A 14,928-nucleotide genomic window follows, 5' to 3' on the forward strand; every position below is an offset into this window, starting at 1 on the left:
CACCTGATGCGCCCCCTGGAAACGACAATGCCCGCCATGAGGCGGGCATTGTCGTTTCCAGCATACTGCGCGGCGCTCAGTAGATCGGGGTGCCGTTGATCTTCACGCTGTCACCATCGATCTCGACCACGAGATTGCGGTCGGCGGCCTGCGGAGAGACACCCGCCATCATGGCCATCATCGGCGGCACGTTGCGGAACTCGAAGCGCCCGCTCAGACGATTCAGGAAGGCCTGCTGACCCGGTACGGTCTGCAGCTCCTGGATGGTCAGGTCGGTGATGTCGGCACCATCGAGAATCATCTGGCCATCACCCTGCATGTCGACACCGAAGGCATCGCTCTTGGCATTCAGCGATTCCAGCGTCATGCGCGGAGAGGTGCTCAGCATGGTGAACAGCGGCGCTTCGACCTTCTCGAGGATGGCGACCTGCTGCTCTTCGCTCAGCTCCTCGAACGGCTTGCCCGCTTCTTCCAGCAAGCCCTGCAGCTGGGTGATGAAGTCATAGACGGCCGCACCCTGCAGACGATCGATCGAGATGGACACGTCGCCGCTGGCCATCTGCTGATCACCCGCGCTGACATCCTGCACCGACAGCTTCATCAGATAGCGCAGCTCGGTCGGGTCCAGACGCGTTTCGCCGCTGTAACGGATATCGCTGGCGACCACTGGCGGCTGACCGGTGCCGTTGTCGATGGTCAGGGTGTCCAGCACGATCTTGTCGTCCTGGCGGAAGTCATTGTCCGCCCCGCGATAGATGCCGTTTAGACTCAGGGTGCCGACGCTGACCTTCTCGGCGCCATTGGTGATATCGAACGGCGTGATCTCGCCATCCACGGTAATTTCCGGCGTGTCACCGCCATCGTGGGAGGCCAGCAGCTCGCCGCCCTGGAAGTCGATGCGCGTGCCGCTCTCCGGGTCCTGCCAGTCGAAGGCCGGCAAGGTCAGGGTGGTGTCGCTGGCGCCGCTGAAGTTGTCGACGCTGCCATCGAAGGCGATCGCCTTGCCATCGCCGAGCACTTCGGCGAAGACGTCGCGTGACGGCGTACCGTACAGCACCTTGACGTTGCCCTGCATGGTGGTCGACAGCAGGCCGTGGCCGGCTTCATAGGGCAATACGATGCGCATGGGACCTTCACCGTCCCCGGTGGCGAGTTCCATCTCTACCCGGCCCGTGGAGCCGAACCAGCCGCTGTCGACATCCTCACGGGTCGCCTTGATGTCGGAGCTCCTGTCGAGCTCTGCCACCATGCGGGCCATCTCATCTTCAAAGCGCTGGCTTGAGTAAGCCACGCCGCCGACATAGCCGGCTGCCCCGATGACGACCACTGCCGTCGCGGTTACCAGTCCCTTGCCCATCGCATTAACCCTTGTCCGTTATTGGAGCATCACACCGTCTGCGCGGTGCCTCTTGTCGCATCTGCTTCCATCAGTGAAACACGTGCGTGAGCCTCGCCGCCAAGGCAGCGAAGCGTCAGTGCAACCACAGCCACAGATGCATCGTCGACCAGGCATAGATACCGGCGAAGACGTCATCCAGCATGATGCCGAAGCCACCGGCAACCCGGCGGTCGGCCCAGCGAATCGGCCATGGCTTGAGAATATCGAAGACCCGGAAGACCACGAAGCCCCATAGCGCTGCCTGCCAAGAGAATGGCACGGCGGCCATCGTGATCCAATAGCCGACGAATTCGTCCCAGACGATCCCGGAGTGATCATGCACACCGAGATCGCGCGAGGTGCGATCACAGATCCAGATCCCGACCAGCGACGCGACCAGCACGATGGCCAGATACGGCCACAGCGTGAGGTTGGTCATCAGCCAGTAGAACGGGATTGCCGCGAGAGTACCGAAGGTGCCCGGTGCAAAGGGCGCGGTACCACTGCCCAGCCCGAAGGCCAGGAAGTGGACGGGGCGCCGCCAGACACTGGCGGGAGCGCGATTCATGGTGCCACCCCGTTCGCGTTGCTTGACGACGCATCGCCGCCGGAGCCGTCTGGCCCAGAGGCCTGCGTGGCAGAGACCTGTGTGTCAGAGCCCTGTGTGACTGAGCCCTGTGTGACAGAAGCCTGCGAGGCAGAGAAATGCTGCCAGCTCTGGCCCGTCGCTGCCTGTTCAACGCCATTGTCCATCAGCATCACGCGCGGCGCATCGCTGCCCGCCGCCTGCATGCGACCGATGACATTCATGGACAGGTTGAGTGAGCGCAGGGCGAGCCTGGCCGCCTCGAGGTTCTCTTCGGGCAGCGTGAGCAACAGCTCGTAATCGTCGCCGCCATTGAGGACCGCCTCGCGGGCGCCCTGCTCACCCAGCGCCGTGACCAGCTCCGGCGCCAGCGGCAGTTCGCCAAGCTCCAGCGCCGCCGACAGCTGACTGGCACGACAGATGTGTGCCAGGTCGCCCATCACGCCATCGGAGACATCCAAGCCCGCACTGGCCAGCTCACGCAGCGCTAGCCCCGCATCGACCCGCGGCTCTGGTCGCAGGTAGGCCGCCAGGCAAGGATTCAGCACGTCGCGTACGCCTTCCTGCCAGGCCTTGAGGCCAGCATGCGCCAGCCCCGGCAGGCCGGTGACCGCGATGAGATCCCCCTCGCGGGCACCATCACGCCGCAGAATCGGGCGGGTCACGCTGTCGGCCTGCTGGGCAGGCTCGAGCACGCACGGCAACTCGCCATGCACGGTGATCGTGATGGAGAGCGGGCCGCGCGTGACGTCGCCGCCCACCAGCGCGATGCCATAGCGATCCGCCAGCGCGTGGAAACCGGCCGCAAAACCATGCAGCCAGTCTTCATCCACGTCCGGCAACGTCAGAGCCAGCAACGCCCAGCGCGGGGTCGCGCCCATCGCCGCCAGATCAGACAGATTGACGGCCAGGGCGCGATGGCCAATGGACGCCGCAGGCGCATCCGGCGGGAAGTGCACCCCCGCCACCGAGGTATCGACACTGACCGCCATCTGCATGCCATCACTGGCGGCAAGAAGTGCACAGTCGTCACCCGGCCCCAGCAACACGCCCGGTGCCCCGGACAGATCGCGCTGGAAGTAGCGGGCAATCAGCTCGAATTCACCTGGCATGTCAGCGCAGGCGGGCCTGGGTCACCTCGGCACTGCGCAGCTTGACTGCCAGCTTGTCGAGGATCCCGTTGACGTACTTGTGCCCGTCGGTGGCACCGAAGGTCTTGGCCAGCTCGACCCCTTCGTTGATCGCCACGCGATACGGCACTTCCATGCGCTTGGACAGCTCGTAGGCGCCCAGACGCAGGATGGCCAGCTCGATCTCGTCGAGATCCTGCAGGCGACGGTCGAGCAGCGGGCTGATGCTGGCATCCAGTTCTTTCTGGAAGCGCGGCACGTTGTGCAGCAGCTCGTGGAACAGGGCCTGGTCGGCGATGCGCATCACCTCGACCCAGTTTTCGTGCAGCTCGACGTCATCGTCGACCTTTTGACCACGGAACTCGGCTTCGATGGTGGTCATGTTCTTGCCGGTCATCTGCCACTGGTAGATGCCCTGCACGGCCAGCTCGCGAGCGGCGCGACGCGCCTGCTGCTGCTTGGACGGCTCGCGCTCGGTACGTTCCTTGCGTTCGCTCACGCGTCACCTCCCATGGCCTTGAGCAGGGAGACCATTTCCATCGCCGCCATGGCCGCTTCGGTACCCTTGTTGCCAGCCTTGGTGCCGGCACGCTCGATGGCCTGCTCGATGGAGTTCACCGTCAGCACGCCATTGGCGACCGGGGTGTCGAATTCGAGCTGCAGACGCGACAGCGCGGAGTTGCACTCACCGGCGACATATTCGAAGTGCGGCGTACCACCGCGGATCACCGCGCCCAGCGTGATGACGGCGTGCGGCTTGACCTTGGCCAGCACGGCCTTGACGGCCAGCGGAATTTCCCAGGCACCCGGCACGTGGATCAGGTCGATGTTTTCCTCATCGACGCCGTGGCGTACGAGAGAATCGACCGCGCCTTCCACCAGGCTGTCGACGACATGGTGGTTGAAACGCCCGACGACGATGACGTAACGGCCATCGACATTGGTGAAAGTGCCTTCGAGTTGAGCAATCGGTTGCATGGTCAGTCCACAATGCTAGCGCCCCGGAGAACCGGGGCGGGGATATCAATCATACCGGGGAAGGCCGCCAGAAGTGCGCGACCTCCCCCGCCATTTGGGGTGCCGAAGCGCTTACGCGCCTGCGGCGTCTGCGCCTGTCTCGCCTGCCGTGTCATCACTGCCGACCAGTTCGACCACTTCGAGGCCAAACCCGGACAGGGCAGAGAATTTCCACGGCGAGCTGAGCAGACGCATCCGGCCGACACCGAGATCCCGAAGGATCTGGGCACCGGTACCGGTGGTCAGATAATTGCCCGCACCATCGGATTCGTTGGTGCGCGGCGTACGACGTCGTCCGAGGAAGACATCGAGACGATCCTTGTAATCCATCGCGTCGCTGCCGGTGTCCAGCAGTACCAGCACGCCGGCATCGGCGGCGGCGACTTCGGCGAGCGCATCATTGAGCGCCCAGCTGCTGCTGCCCGGCTGACGCAGGGTCAGCAGGTCGCGCATCGGGTCCTGCACGTGCACACGCACGGTGGTCAGAGACTCGGCGTCCGGCGTGCCCTTGACCAGCGCCAGGTGGTGACGGCCCTGGATGCGATCGCTGAAGCAATGCAGCGTCAGCTCGCCGAAGGCGGTCTCGACCTGCTCGCTGTCCAGCACTTCCACGGTCTGCTCATTGTGGATGCGATATTCGATCAGGTCCGCAATGGTGCCGACCTTGAGGTCGTGCTCGGCGGCGAAGCGCTCGAGCTCTTCACGACGCGCCATGCTGCCGTCGTCGTTCATGACCTCACAGATCACGCCGGTCGCGCCAAAGCCCGCCATGGACGCCAGGTCACAGGCTGCCTCGGTATGGCCGGCACGACGCAGCACGCCACCCGGCTCCGCCATCAGCGGGAAGATGTGCCCCGGCTGGACGATGTCCTGCGGGCGCGCATTGCGCGCGGCGGCAGCCTGCACGGTACGGGCGCGGTCAGCCGCCGAGATGCCGGTGGTGACGCCTTCGGTGGCCTCGATGGAGAGCGTGAACTTGGTGCCGAAGCCGGAACCGTTGGCCTGAACCATCAGTGGCAGCTGGAGCTGTTCGCAATGCTCACGCGACATCGGCATGCAGATCAAGCCACGCGCGTGGCGTGCCATGAAGTTGATGTGCTCGGCTGTCACGGCTTCCGCGGCGATGATGATGTCGCCTTCATTCTCACGATCCTCGTCATCCATGAGGATGACCATCTTGCCTTGCCGGATATCCTCGACGAGTGCTGCGATGCCTGATAGCGCCATGCTTGCTCCACTTTACGGGCTGCGCCGGCCCATGCCGGACCCACGCGTATTATCAAAAAGTCGGGCGTCAGGGTACCCCGCCACCCCGTTTTGCGCCAGCACCCAGCGACGCCGCTGTCGCCAGACGGCGGCAAGTGCTTGCGTGACAAGAAGAAATCAGTCGCCGCTCTCCTGCGGGTCTGGCGATGCCAACGGCACTGCGGTGATGCGCCAATCACGCCCCACCGCCCGGATATCGCGAATCTCGACCCGGCGCTGCTGCGCCATGTGATCCAGCCCCGGCAGCGCCAGCAGCGGGCGAGCCTCGCCCCCCAGCAGCGTCGGGGCCATGAAGAGCTGCATCTCATCGACCAGCCCCGCATTAATCATGGCCCCGGCCAGTACCGCGCCGGTTTCCAGCAGTACCTCGTTGGCCTGCTCGTGCTCGGCCAGATAACGCAGCAGGGCCTCGAGGTCCACGCGGCCATCTTCGCCGGCCGGCAGCGCCAGCACCTTGGCACCGGCCGCCTCCAACAAGGTACGTCGCTCAGCCTGCGCCGCTGTCTCATCCGCGACACATACCAGCAGCGTACGACCGGATTGCGCCAGAATGCGCGCCGCCAGCGGCAGACGCAGATGGCTGTCCACCACCACGCGCAACGGCTGACGCGCCACCAGCGCCTTGAGCCCCAGCGGATGGTCTTCGAGCCCGAGCTGGTCGGCGCGCACATTGAGACGCGAATCATCGAAGATGACCGACTCGATGCCGCTCATCACCACGCTGGAGCGCGCGCGCAGACGCTGCACGGCACTGCGCGCTTCGGGGCCGGTGATCCACTGGGATTCGCCGGAAGCCATCGCCGTGCGCCCGTCCAGACTCATGGCCTGCTTGAGGCGCACGAAGGGCCGACCGCGCTCCATGCGTGACAGGAAGCCGGGATTGAGCGCTCGCGCCTCCTGCTCCATCACCCCGACCGTCACCGCGATGCCCGCGCCCTGCAGCAGCGCGATGCCGCGCCCGGCGACCTGCGGATTCGGATCACGCATCGCGATCACCACCCGCGAGACGCCCGCCGCGATCAGCGCCAGTGAGCAAGGGCCGGTACGCCCGGTGTGGGAGCAGGGCTCCAGCGTCACATAGGCCACGCAGCCCAGCGCGCGCTCACCCGCCTCTGCCAGCGCATTGACCTCGGCATGCCCTTCCCCGGCACGCACATGAAAGCCGCTCGCGATCACCTCGTCAGTCTCGGCCTCTACCAGCACACAGCCGACACGCGGATTGGGCTGCGTCGTGTAGCTGCCCAGTCGCGCCAGGCGCAGGGCGTGGGCCATGTGGCGCGCATCACGCGCCGAGGGAGCACTGCGGTCGCGAGAGTGGCTGTCACGGTGAGCACGAGAAGCACGGGGAGAAAGAGACATGCGATACCTTGGCGTGAAACGAGAGAAGGTCAGGCATTGCCCAGGCGGCGGCCAATACTTCGATGCCTGAGGCCTGGGCCCAAGATCCAAGGCCGAAGCCACACAGTGTGACGCGACAGAGCCAGCAGACACAGGCCTCGAGGTCATCTGCAAGGATGACCGTGTCGAGACATCAGGGCCGCGCGTCTTCCTCGCCCGGCAGGAAGCTGGGCTCCTGGGCGAGACGGTCGATCTCGGCGCGGAACTCATCAAGATCCTGGAAGCGACGATAGACCGAAGCGAAGCGGATATAGGCGACCTGATCCAGCCGCTTGAGCTGCTGCATGACCTCATCCCCGATGCGCCGCGCCTCGATCTCACGCTCGCCGGTGGCACGCAGACGCTGACGAATGCGCTCTACCGCGGCCTCGATCAGCTCGGAGGATACCGGGCGTTTTTCCAGCGCGCGCAGCATGCCAGCACGCAGCTTGTGCTCATCGAAGCTCTCACGCGAACCGTCACCCTTGACCACGCGCGGCATGACCAGCTCCGCCGTTTCGTAGGTCGTGAAACGCTCACCGCAGGCCGCGCACTGGCGACGCCGCCGCACCTGGTCACCCTCGACCACCAGTCGGGAATCCGTGACCTTGGTTTCATGAGTTCCACAGAAGGGACAGTGCATGTTGGAGAGCCTGCTTGGGTGCGAGGTGGCTGCGGCCCCGCGCGAAGCACAGCGAGGAAGTGGCGCAGCGCAGCCGAATGACAGCGAATGGCGGGTATTGTAACCGTTAAGGCCCCGCCACGGGAGCCTATGTCAGCACCGACCTATCTGAACTAGCCTTGGGGAGCGACCAAGGGGCGACAGGAGTTTCCTGCACTGTCGCCCCGGGGGGCGGACACCGCGGCGAAAGCGTCCATCAACCTGCCCGGCAGGCTTGAAATCCCCGCCCGATAACCGAAAGATGACATCAGGGTGCAGCGCCTCACAAGGACGCTTCCCCGAGCCGTGAAATCCTTTCACGACTGGCGGCGAATGATCTCTGCCGCGAGATTGATCACGATGACGCAAGGAGCTGCGACATGGGAATCATTGCATGGATCATATTCGGTCTTATTGCCGGCATCATCGCCAAGGTGATCGTGCCCGGCAAGGACCCGGGTGGCATCATCGTCACCAGCATCATCGGCATCCTGGGGGCCGTGGTCGGTGGCTGGGTCGGCACCCTGATGGGCTTCGGTGAAGTGACGGGATTCAATCTGGCCAGCTTTGTCATCGCCGTGCTCGGCGCCGTCATTCTGCTGATTCTGTATCGCGTGCTGCGCAAGTAAAGCATGTCATGAAGCGCAGTGGCGTCAGCTGGCCGCAGGCCACATGACGCCAGACAGGACGGCCAGCCGGCACATGCAGGCTGGCCGTCTTGCCTTGCAGGCTTGACGAATCTGGCCCAAGGCGTGCATGACTCATGAGTAAAGGCACCAGGCCGTCACCCACGGGCGCCGCTGAGCCGATGCGCCATTCAGGCATTTCACCAAGCGACGGCCAGCCGACTTCATCTGATATGTGATTTCCAGTCTTGCCACCGGCCCCGCAGGATTGCGCCGGCGGGCTTCTCGAAGATCACCCGCGACACGCTCTGCCCATTGCGGCTCACGAGGCAGAGTCTGACCGCTTTTGCTGCCACGAGGATTGCCCATGTCCGATACGTCATCTCCCGATCACTCGACATCCACTGCCTCCGACCCTGCGCCGAGCGAGGGCAGCGCCAGAGTCTCTCTCGCCAGACGCCTCTCGCAGGCTGACTTCCAGGCGCACGCCACACGCCTGCTCGCCGAGATCTACCCACAGCGTCATGAAGAAGTCCTCAGACGCCTGGAGACGGTGCTGGATTTCCATCGCACGCGCCTCAACCCCCGCGTACCGGAAGGCGAGCCGCTCTGGAGCGAGCGCGACCAGTGGCTGATCACCTACGGCGACAGCCTGCAGCAGGAAGGCGAGGCGCCACTGGCGACCCTGCACGACTTCCTCGCCAGCCGACTGGACGACAGCCTGTCCGGTGTCCACGTACTGCCCTTCTTCCCATGGAGCAGCGATGACGGCTTCAGCGTCATCCACTATCGCGAGGTCAATCCGGTCCTCGGCGACTGGCAGGACATCCGGCGCCTGAGCGAGCAGCGCGACCTGATGGCAGACCTGGTCATCAATCACTGCTCGCGCGAGTCACTGTGGTTCGCCGATTATCTGGCCGGCGTGCAGCCCGGCCGCGACTACTTCATCGAGATGGACCCCGACACCGATGTCTCCGAGGTCGTGCGCCCGCGCCCGTCTGCCCTGCTCACGCCGGTGCATACCCGCCGTGGCCTGCGCCATCTTTGGGCAACCTTCTCCGATGACCAGATCGACCTGAACTTCGCCAATCCCGATGTGCTGCTCGAATTCATCGGCATCCTGCTTTATTACCTCGAGCAGGGCGCGGGCATCATCCGCCTCGATGCAGTGGCCTTCCTGTGGAAACGCCAGGGCACCTCCTGCATCCACCTGCCGGAGACACACGCCGTGGTGCGCCTGCTGCGCGCCATCGTCGACCATCTAGCGCCGGGCAGCCTGTTGATCACCGAGACCAACGTGCCCCACGCCGAGAACATGTCCTACTTCGGGCTCGATCGCCTGTCACAGCACGACCTCACCGCCATCGAGGGCAGCGCCCAGGCCGATGAAGCGCACCTGATCTATCAGTTCACGCTGCCGCCGCTGACGCTGCACACCCTGACCTCCGGCGATGCCAGCGCCCTGACCCAGTGGGCCACCAGCCTGCCGTCCCTGCCTTCCGGCTGCAGCTACTTCAACTTCACCGCCAGTCACGACGGTATCGGCGTTCGCGCCCTTGAGGGCCTGCTGCCCGACCACGAGCGCGACACTCTGGTGCGGCTGGTGCATGACTTCGGTGGCTACGTCAGCATGCGCGCCAACCCCGGGCGCGCCGACACCCCCTATGAGCTCAACATCAGCTACTTCGATGCGCTCAAGGGCACGCGGCGCGGCCAGGACCCGTGGCAGATCGAGCGCTTCATCGCCAGTCAGACCCTGATGCTGAGCCTGCAGGGCATCCCGGGGCTGTACATCCACTCGCTGACCGCGACCCCCAACCACCAGGAAGGCGTCGAGCGCGATGGCCATCTGCGCGCCATCAACCGCCGCAAATGGCAGCGCGATGAACTGGAAGCGCTGCTGGCAAGCCCCAACACCGCGACCCATGAGGTCTTCCACGCCCTCAAGCGCCGCATGGCACTGCGCCGCAACGAACCCTGCTTCCACCCGGATGCCGACCAGAATGTCTTCGATGTCGGCCCGGATTTCTTCGTCTTCGAGCGCGTCACCCATGAAGGGCGTCGCCTGCTGTTCGCCCTCAATGTCACCGATCAGCCGCGCGTGCTGCCGCTGCCGGCAAGCTGGCAAGGCGTCGCGCTGACCGACCACCTGTGCCACGACAAGGCCTACGATCCCACCATGGCCCGCCGTCCCTATCAGGCGGCCTGGCTGATGGAGCAAACCGTGCGCCCGCCGGCCATCGAGGTCGTCTGACGCCCGCGCTTTCCCTTCCTCCAACGACAACGGGGCTGCCAGTGGCAGCCCCGTTGTCGTTGGTCTTGCTGTTTCCCGCCGCGAGCCTTACTGGTTGTCCAGCTCCACCGCTTCGTGCATGCGCTCGAGCAGGTCCGGCACGGCTGACTGCACCCGGTTCCAGCTCGGAATGAAGGGCTTGTCGCGTGGATTGTCGAGGAAGGCGCTGCCGGCATCCATGATGTTGGAGGCGAACAGCTCCACCGCCGCTTCCTCGCTGTGGCGGTCCACCGTCAGACCATTCATGACGGCATCGTTGTAGTAGGTCTCGATCAGGTCCAGCGCGATGCGGTAGTAGGTGGCCTTGATGGTGCGGAAGGTCTCGCCGTGCATCTCGACGCCCAGCGTGGCCAGCTTGCGATACATGGCCTTGGCGATGTCCAGACTCATGCGATTCAAGCCGCCCAGCGCATCTTCCTCGGACAGCGGCTGGTGCTTGTGATCGTAGGCATCGGCGATGTCCACCTGACACAGACGCTTGGTGGAATAGTTGCGATGGACCTCGGACAGCACGCCGATCTCCAGCCCCCAGTCACTGGGGATGCGGATGTCCGCCAGCACGTCGGTGCGCATCGAGAACTCGCCGGACAGCGGATAGCGATAGCTGTCGAGATAATCCAGGTACGGCAGCGGGCCATAGACCTTCTTGAGCGCACGGATCAGCGGCGTGACCATCAGGCGCGCCACGCGGCCGTTCAGCTTGCCCTGGGCGATGCGCGAGTAGTAACCCTTGCAGAACTCGTAGTTGAACTGCGGATGGGCCACCGGGTAGATCAGGCGCGCCAAAAGGCCGCGGTCATAGGTGACGATATCGCAGTCATGCAGTGCCACCGCCTCGGCGATGCCCGAGGCCTGCACGTAGCCGGAGCAGTACCAGACATTGCGCCCCTTGCCGGCCTCCATCGGCGCCAGGCCATGCTCGGTCAGCTCCTCATCCAGCGCCCGCAGACGCGGGCCGTCGTTCCACAGGATGCGGTGATGCTGCGGCAGATGTGAGAAGAACTCCTTGGCATGCTCGAACTGGTCACGGTCGGCGCGGTCCAGCCCGATCACGATCTCGCTGAGGTAGGGCACCTGGGCCAGCTCCTCGACGATATGCTTGAGGGCGGGGCCTTCCAGCTCGGAATACAGCGACGGCAGAATCAGGCTCATCGGTCGCTTGCGGGAGAAGCGCATCAGGTCCGCTTCGAGATCTTCCACCGGACGATCGGTCAGGTTATGGAAGTTGGTGATGATGCCATTCTGGTAAAAATCGCTCATGTCAGCTCCTTGTCATGCCGAAGACACGCATCAGGCAGGCGTCAGGCGCCCAGACCTCTGGATGTCCATTCTTCCGGCTGGCCATTGGCCAGCCAGTGACGCAATCCCTCGACCCATCCCTGCGGTCCGGGGAGATTGGCGCGAAAACAGCGGCGTTCATCCGCCAGTTGCGGATAGTCGGCAAGCTCCCGATCACGCTGAGAGGTATCACCGACGCCGGGAATCAGCACAGCGTTGTCGACGGCGGCCAGCAGCGGCAGGTCATTGGCGCCATCGCCGAAGCCCAGCGTCCAGGGACGCACCCGCTCGCAGAGCCGGTAGCGGGCGATCAGATAGCGTGCTGCCACGCCCTTGTCGCTGTCCCCGGTCACATGATGGAAGCGCCCACCACGTGTCAGCTTGAGGCCATGGCCGGCCAGGCGCATGCGAAAGTCCTCGAGACGCTCCGGCGCGTCGCGCCACACCAGCGGTTCACTGGCATCACGCTGTCCCGCCAGGACCGCGTCGCCCTCCCCCAGCCCCGTCAGCTCGCTGATTCTCGCCACCGGCATCGAGGCGAAGCCCTCGAAGGCGAACTCCCCGCTCAGCTCCTCCAGCACCGCGAGAATTCTGTCGCGGGGCATCGCCACCGCGATACGACACAGGCCGTGTGCGTCCGGGGCGCTGGCCTCCTCCAGCGGGTAGGCGCTCAGCCAATCGGCCGGCAGGGCCACCACGCCGCCGTTCTCGGCGATCCACGGCTGGCCCGCCAAGCCCAGCGAGTCCATCAGCGGTGCCAGTTCGGCCGCTGTCTTGGAGGTGTTGGGGACGATCCAGGCACCGCGCGCGCGCAGGCGGGTCAACCAGCTGCGCGCCGGGCCCGGCGAGTAATCGTGGTGATCCAGCAGCGAGCCATCCAGATCGGTCAGCAACAACAGCGGTGCTTGAGTCTCTGACATGTGAACTCTCCTCGTGAAGTGCTGCAGCGTGTCAGGGGTCACCTCGACAGGATCTCGTGGCACCGGACAGGCATTGCAAGAGCATTGCAGGGAATGTGCCAAGATGGTGCAGCTACCATGACCACCTACCCCTTCTCACCGTGGCTGTGTTTGTGCGCCCGCTCATTTGCACCATAAAAGAGCACAAAGCCTGCCTTGCATGATGCCTCGCCACACGACGGCGCAAATCTTTCGTCACCAACGACGACGCCCTCGCATCTGCGAGGGCGTCGAGTCTTGGGCAAGCGGGCAACGTCTGTAGAGCCTAGACCAGCCACAACGACAGTTGCGGCCACAGCAGCAACATCGCCAGCACGCACAGCTGGATGGCGATGAACGGCAGCAGCGAGACGAAGATATCCTTGAGACTGATGCCTTCCGGTGCCACGCCTTTCAGATAGAAGGCGGCAGGCCCGAAGGGTGGCGACAGGAAGGACACCTGCATGTTGACCGCGAACAGCACACCGAACCATACCGGGTCGTAGCCGAGCTGAACGATGATCGGCACGAAGATCGGCAGGGTCAGCATCGCGATGCCGATCCAGTCGAGGAACAGCCCCAGCAGCAGCAGGATCGCCATCATCACCATGATGATCGCCAGCGGCGGGATATCCAGGCCGAGAATCATGCTCGACACGAAGCGGTTGCCGCCCATCAAGTTGTAGACCCCGACCAGCGCCGCCGCGCCGATACCGATCCAGATGATCATGCCGCAGGTGTTCATGGTCTGGGACAGCGCACGCTGCATCAGGGTGATGGAGAACTCGCCGCGCAGCATCACCGCCACCAGCACGCCGAAGCTGCCCATCGCCGCGGCTTCGGTCACCGAGGCCACGCCACCGTAGATGGAGCCCAGCACCAGCCCCGCGATGACCGCCGGCACGCCGATGGCCTTGAGCAGCTCACGCTTGCTCTGGAAGCTGGCGCGGCGCTCCTCCTCGGGCATCACCGGCCCCAGTGAAGGGTTGCGCAGACAGCGGATCAGCACGTAGATGATATAGCTTGCCATCAGCACGATGGCCGGGGTGATCGCCGCGGTGAACAGGTCCGCGATCGACTGGTTGGCGATCAGGCCATAGATGATCAGCACGATGGAGGGCGGCATCATGGTGCCCAGCGAGCCACCGGCACACACCACGCCGATGGCGATGTGCTTGTCATAGCCGAGTCTGAGCATCTGCGGCAGCGCCAGAATCCCCAGCAGCACGATCTCGCCGCCGATGATGCCGGACATCGCGGCGAGGAAGAACGCCACCACGATGGTCTGGATCGCCACGCCGCCGGGCAGTCGCCCTGCCATCACGCGCATGGCATTGAACAGGTCCTTGGCGATCCCCGAGCGATCGAGCAGCGAGGCCATCAGCACGAACATCGGCACCGCCACCAGCGAATACTCGGTGACGAAGCCATAGACACGACTGGTGACCAGCGGCAGCGCCATCGGGCCGAACCAGCCGAAGGTGTAGGCCAGCGCGACCAGGCCGGTGACGAAGGCCAGCGGCAGGCCGGTGACCAGCAGCGCGAAGATGCCACCGACCAGCAGCATCGTAGCCGTTGCGATATCCATCAGCGCGGCTCCTTGTGGTCAGCTGTGGCGTCGGGAGCGGCATCGGAAGTGGCGTCGGATGCGCCACTTCCCTCACTGCCGCCCTCGGGCGGACGGGGCGAGAAGAATGTCTGATAGAGATGCCACAGCGCCTGCAGGGTCATCACCGCCAGCGCGAACAGGATCACGCCCTTGGTCAGTGCCGGAAACGGCGGATTCCATGAGGTGCCGGAACGCTCCAGCTGCCACTCGCCCAGCGGACTGTGCGAGGCACGCCAGAACATCACCCAGCCCGCATAGCTCATCGCCAGACAGAAGACGAACGTCATCACGTCATTGAAGCAGTCCAGCACGTAGCGAAAGCGCGTGCCGACCAGGTCGTAGAGCACGCGCACGCGAATATGACGATTGTTGGCCAGGGCCGCCGGGCCGCCCAGCGCGAAGCTGGTCGCGACCAAAAAGATCACCGTCTCGTGCACCCAGGAGGTCGGCGAATCGAGGCCATAGCGCATCACCACCTCGAACACGCTGATCGCCATCGCCAGCAATACCAGCCACGCCGCGGCGCGCGTGCCCTTGCCCACCAGGCGGTCCAGCGGTGTCCGCGTGCCCAGATTCGGGTCGTGGTCATCCGACGCCTCGGGTAGCCCCGGCGACGCCACATCATGTTCTGCCATATCGAATTCCTTGCTGACTCGCTGCCTCAAGGAGAATCGGCGCGCCCAGTGAGCACGCCGACCTTGATCTCCCGCGTCGTTATCGTTCTGCGATCGGTCGCCAAAAACGTGGCTAGCTGCCTCTTGCCACACGG

Annotated in this window: 14 protein-coding genes; 2 read left to right on the plus strand and 12 right to left on the minus strand. The window is 64.6% G+C overall.

Going from position 1 to position 14,928, the window contains the following annotated elements:
• Positions 1-76: 76 nt before the first annotated feature.
• From R1T44_RS14485 to nrdR, 8 genes are all read right to left on the minus strand, one after another.
• Entirely contained in the window at positions 77-1,357 is a 1,281-nt protein-coding gene (locus tag R1T44_RS14485; RefSeq protein ID WP_043331371.1) for a DUF945 family protein, read from the minus strand.
• A gap of 115 nt (positions 1,358-1,472) precedes the next feature.
• A complete protein-coding gene (locus R1T44_RS14490; RefSeq protein ID WP_043331372.1) occupies positions 1,473-1,946 on the minus strand; it encodes a phosphatidylglycerophosphatase A family protein in 474 nt (157 codons plus the stop codon).
• Entirely contained in the window at positions 1,943-3,076 is a 1,134-nt protein-coding gene (thiL, locus tag R1T44_RS14495) for a thiamine-phosphate kinase (protein ID WP_284726605.1), read from the minus strand. Before thiL ends, R1T44_RS14490 begins: the two co-directional genes overlap by 4 nt.
• A gap of 1 nt (position 3,077) precedes the next feature.
• Positions 3,078-3,593, minus strand: coding sequence for a transcription antitermination factor NusB (gene nusB / locus R1T44_RS14500; RefSeq protein ID WP_054555539.1), 516 nt, complete (start codon positions 3,591-3,593; stop codon positions 3,078-3,080).
• Positions 3,590-4,072, minus strand: coding sequence for a 6,7-dimethyl-8-ribityllumazine synthase (gene ribH, locus R1T44_RS14505; protein WP_043331374.1), 483 nt, complete (start codon positions 4,070-4,072; stop codon positions 3,590-3,592). Before ribH ends, nusB begins: the two co-directional genes overlap by 4 nt.
• Positions 4,073-4,183: 111 nt before the next feature.
• Positions 4,184-5,338 carry a bifunctional 3,4-dihydroxy-2-butanone-4-phosphate synthase/GTP cyclohydrolase II gene (ribBA, locus tag R1T44_RS14510; RefSeq protein ID WP_054555540.1) on the minus strand — a complete coding sequence of 385 codons (1,155 nt, stop codon included), beginning with the start codon at positions 5,336-5,338 and terminating at the stop codon, positions 4,184-4,186.
• Between the two features lie 156 nt (positions 5,339-5,494).
• Positions 5,495-6,649 carry a bifunctional diaminohydroxyphosphoribosylaminopyrimidine deaminase/5-amino-6-(5-phosphoribosylamino)uracil reductase RibD gene (gene ribD, locus R1T44_RS14515; protein ID WP_317292953.1) on the minus strand — a complete coding sequence of 385 codons (1,155 nt, stop codon included), beginning with the start codon at positions 6,647-6,649 and terminating at the stop codon, positions 5,495-5,497.
• A 259-nt stretch (positions 6,650-6,908) separates the two neighbouring features.
• Positions 6,909-7,397, minus strand: coding sequence for a transcriptional regulator NrdR (nrdR, locus tag R1T44_RS14520; protein WP_043331377.1), 489 nt, complete (start codon positions 7,395-7,397; stop codon positions 6,909-6,911).
• Between the two features lie 398 nt (positions 7,398-7,795).
• Here nrdR and R1T44_RS14525 point away from each other — a divergent pair, with 398 nt between their 5' ends.
• Together R1T44_RS14525 and R1T44_RS14530 are read left to right on the plus strand one after the other, a co-directional pair.
• Positions 7,796-8,044 carry a GlsB/YeaQ/YmgE family stress response membrane protein gene (locus tag R1T44_RS14525; protein ID WP_043331379.1) on the plus strand — a complete coding sequence of 83 codons (249 nt, stop codon included), beginning with the start codon at positions 7,796-7,798 and terminating at the stop codon, positions 8,042-8,044.
• Between the two features lie 364 nt (positions 8,045-8,408).
• Entirely contained in the window at positions 8,409-10,295 is a 1,887-nt protein-coding gene (locus R1T44_RS14530) for a sugar phosphorylase (RefSeq protein WP_284726606.1), read from the plus strand.
• Positions 10,296-10,382: 87 nt separating this feature from the next.
• Here R1T44_RS14530 and R1T44_RS14535 read toward each other — a convergent pair whose 3' ends face one another.
• From R1T44_RS14535 to R1T44_RS14550, 4 genes are all read right to left on the minus strand, one after another.
• Positions 10,383-11,594, minus strand: coding sequence for a glycosyltransferase family protein (locus tag R1T44_RS14535; RefSeq protein WP_107336217.1), 1,212 nt, complete (start codon positions 11,592-11,594; stop codon positions 10,383-10,385).
• 41 nt (positions 11,595-11,635) lie between these two features.
• Positions 11,636-12,532, minus strand: a complete 897-nt coding sequence (locus R1T44_RS14540; protein WP_284726607.1) for an HAD-IIB family hydrolase — start codon at positions 12,530-12,532, stop codon at positions 11,636-11,638.
• 304 nt (positions 12,533-12,836) lie between these two features.
• On the minus strand, positions 12,837-14,138 hold the full coding sequence (locus R1T44_RS14545; protein ID WP_043331381.1) for a TRAP transporter large permease: 1,302 nt from the start codon (positions 14,136-14,138) through the stop codon (positions 12,837-12,839).
• On the minus strand, positions 14,138-14,794 hold the full coding sequence (locus R1T44_RS14550; protein ID WP_153636355.1) for a TRAP transporter small permease subunit: 657 nt from the start codon (positions 14,792-14,794) through the stop codon (positions 14,138-14,140). The genes R1T44_RS14545 and R1T44_RS14550 overlap by 1 nt, the downstream gene beginning before the upstream one ends.
• Positions 14,795-14,928: the final 134 nt, after the last annotated feature.

This window comes from Cobetia amphilecti, assembly GCF_032923285.1.
Classification (GTDB): Bacteria; Pseudomonadota; Gammaproteobacteria; order Pseudomonadales; family Halomonadaceae; genus Cobetia; species Cobetia amphilecti.

Coding starts and splice junctions, on each gene's coding strand:
- R1T44_RS14485 (WP_043331371.1), bottom strand. CDS start 1,357: ATGGGCAAGGGACTGGTAACCGCGACGGCAGTGGTCGTCATCGGGGCA.
- R1T44_RS14490 (WP_043331372.1), bottom strand. CDS start 1,946: ATGAATCGCGCTCCCGCCAGTGTCTGGCGGCGCCCCGTCCACTTCCTG.
- thiL (WP_284726605.1), bottom strand. CDS start 3,076: ATGCCAGGTGAATTCGAGCTGATTGCCCGCTACTTCCAGCGCGATCTG.
- ribH (WP_043331374.1), bottom strand. CDS start 4,072: ATGCAACCGATTGCTCAACTCGAAGGCACTTTCACCAATGTCGATGGC.
- ribBA (WP_054555540.1), bottom strand. CDS start 5,338: ATGGCGCTATCAGGCATCGCAGCACTCGTCGAGGATATCCGGCAAGGC.
- ribD (WP_317292953.1), bottom strand. CDS start 6,649: ATGGCCCACGCCCTGCGCCTGGCGCGACTGGGCAGCTACACGACGCAG.
- nrdR (WP_043331377.1), bottom strand. CDS start 7,397: ATGCACTGTCCCTTCTGTGGAACTCATGAAACCAAGGTCACGGATTCC.
- R1T44_RS14525 (WP_043331379.1), top strand. CDS start 7,796: ATGGGAATCATTGCATGGATCATATTCGGTCTTATTGCCGGCATCATC.
- R1T44_RS14530 (WP_284726606.1), top strand. CDS start 8,409: ATGTCCGATACGTCATCTCCCGATCACTCGACATCCACTGCCTCCGAC.
- R1T44_RS14535 (WP_107336217.1), bottom strand. CDS start 11,594: ATGAGCGATTTTTACCAGAATGGCATCATCACCAACTTCCATAACCTG.
- R1T44_RS14540 (WP_284726607.1), bottom strand. CDS start 12,532: ATGTCAGAGACTCAAGCACCGCTGTTGTTGCTGACCGATCTGGATGGC.
- R1T44_RS14545 (WP_043331381.1), bottom strand. CDS start 14,138: ATGGATATCGCAACGGCTACGATGCTGCTGGTCGGTGGCATCTTCGCG.
- R1T44_RS14550 (WP_153636355.1), bottom strand. CDS start 14,794: ATGGCAGAACATGATGTGGCGTCGCCGGGGCTACCCGAGGCGTCGGAT.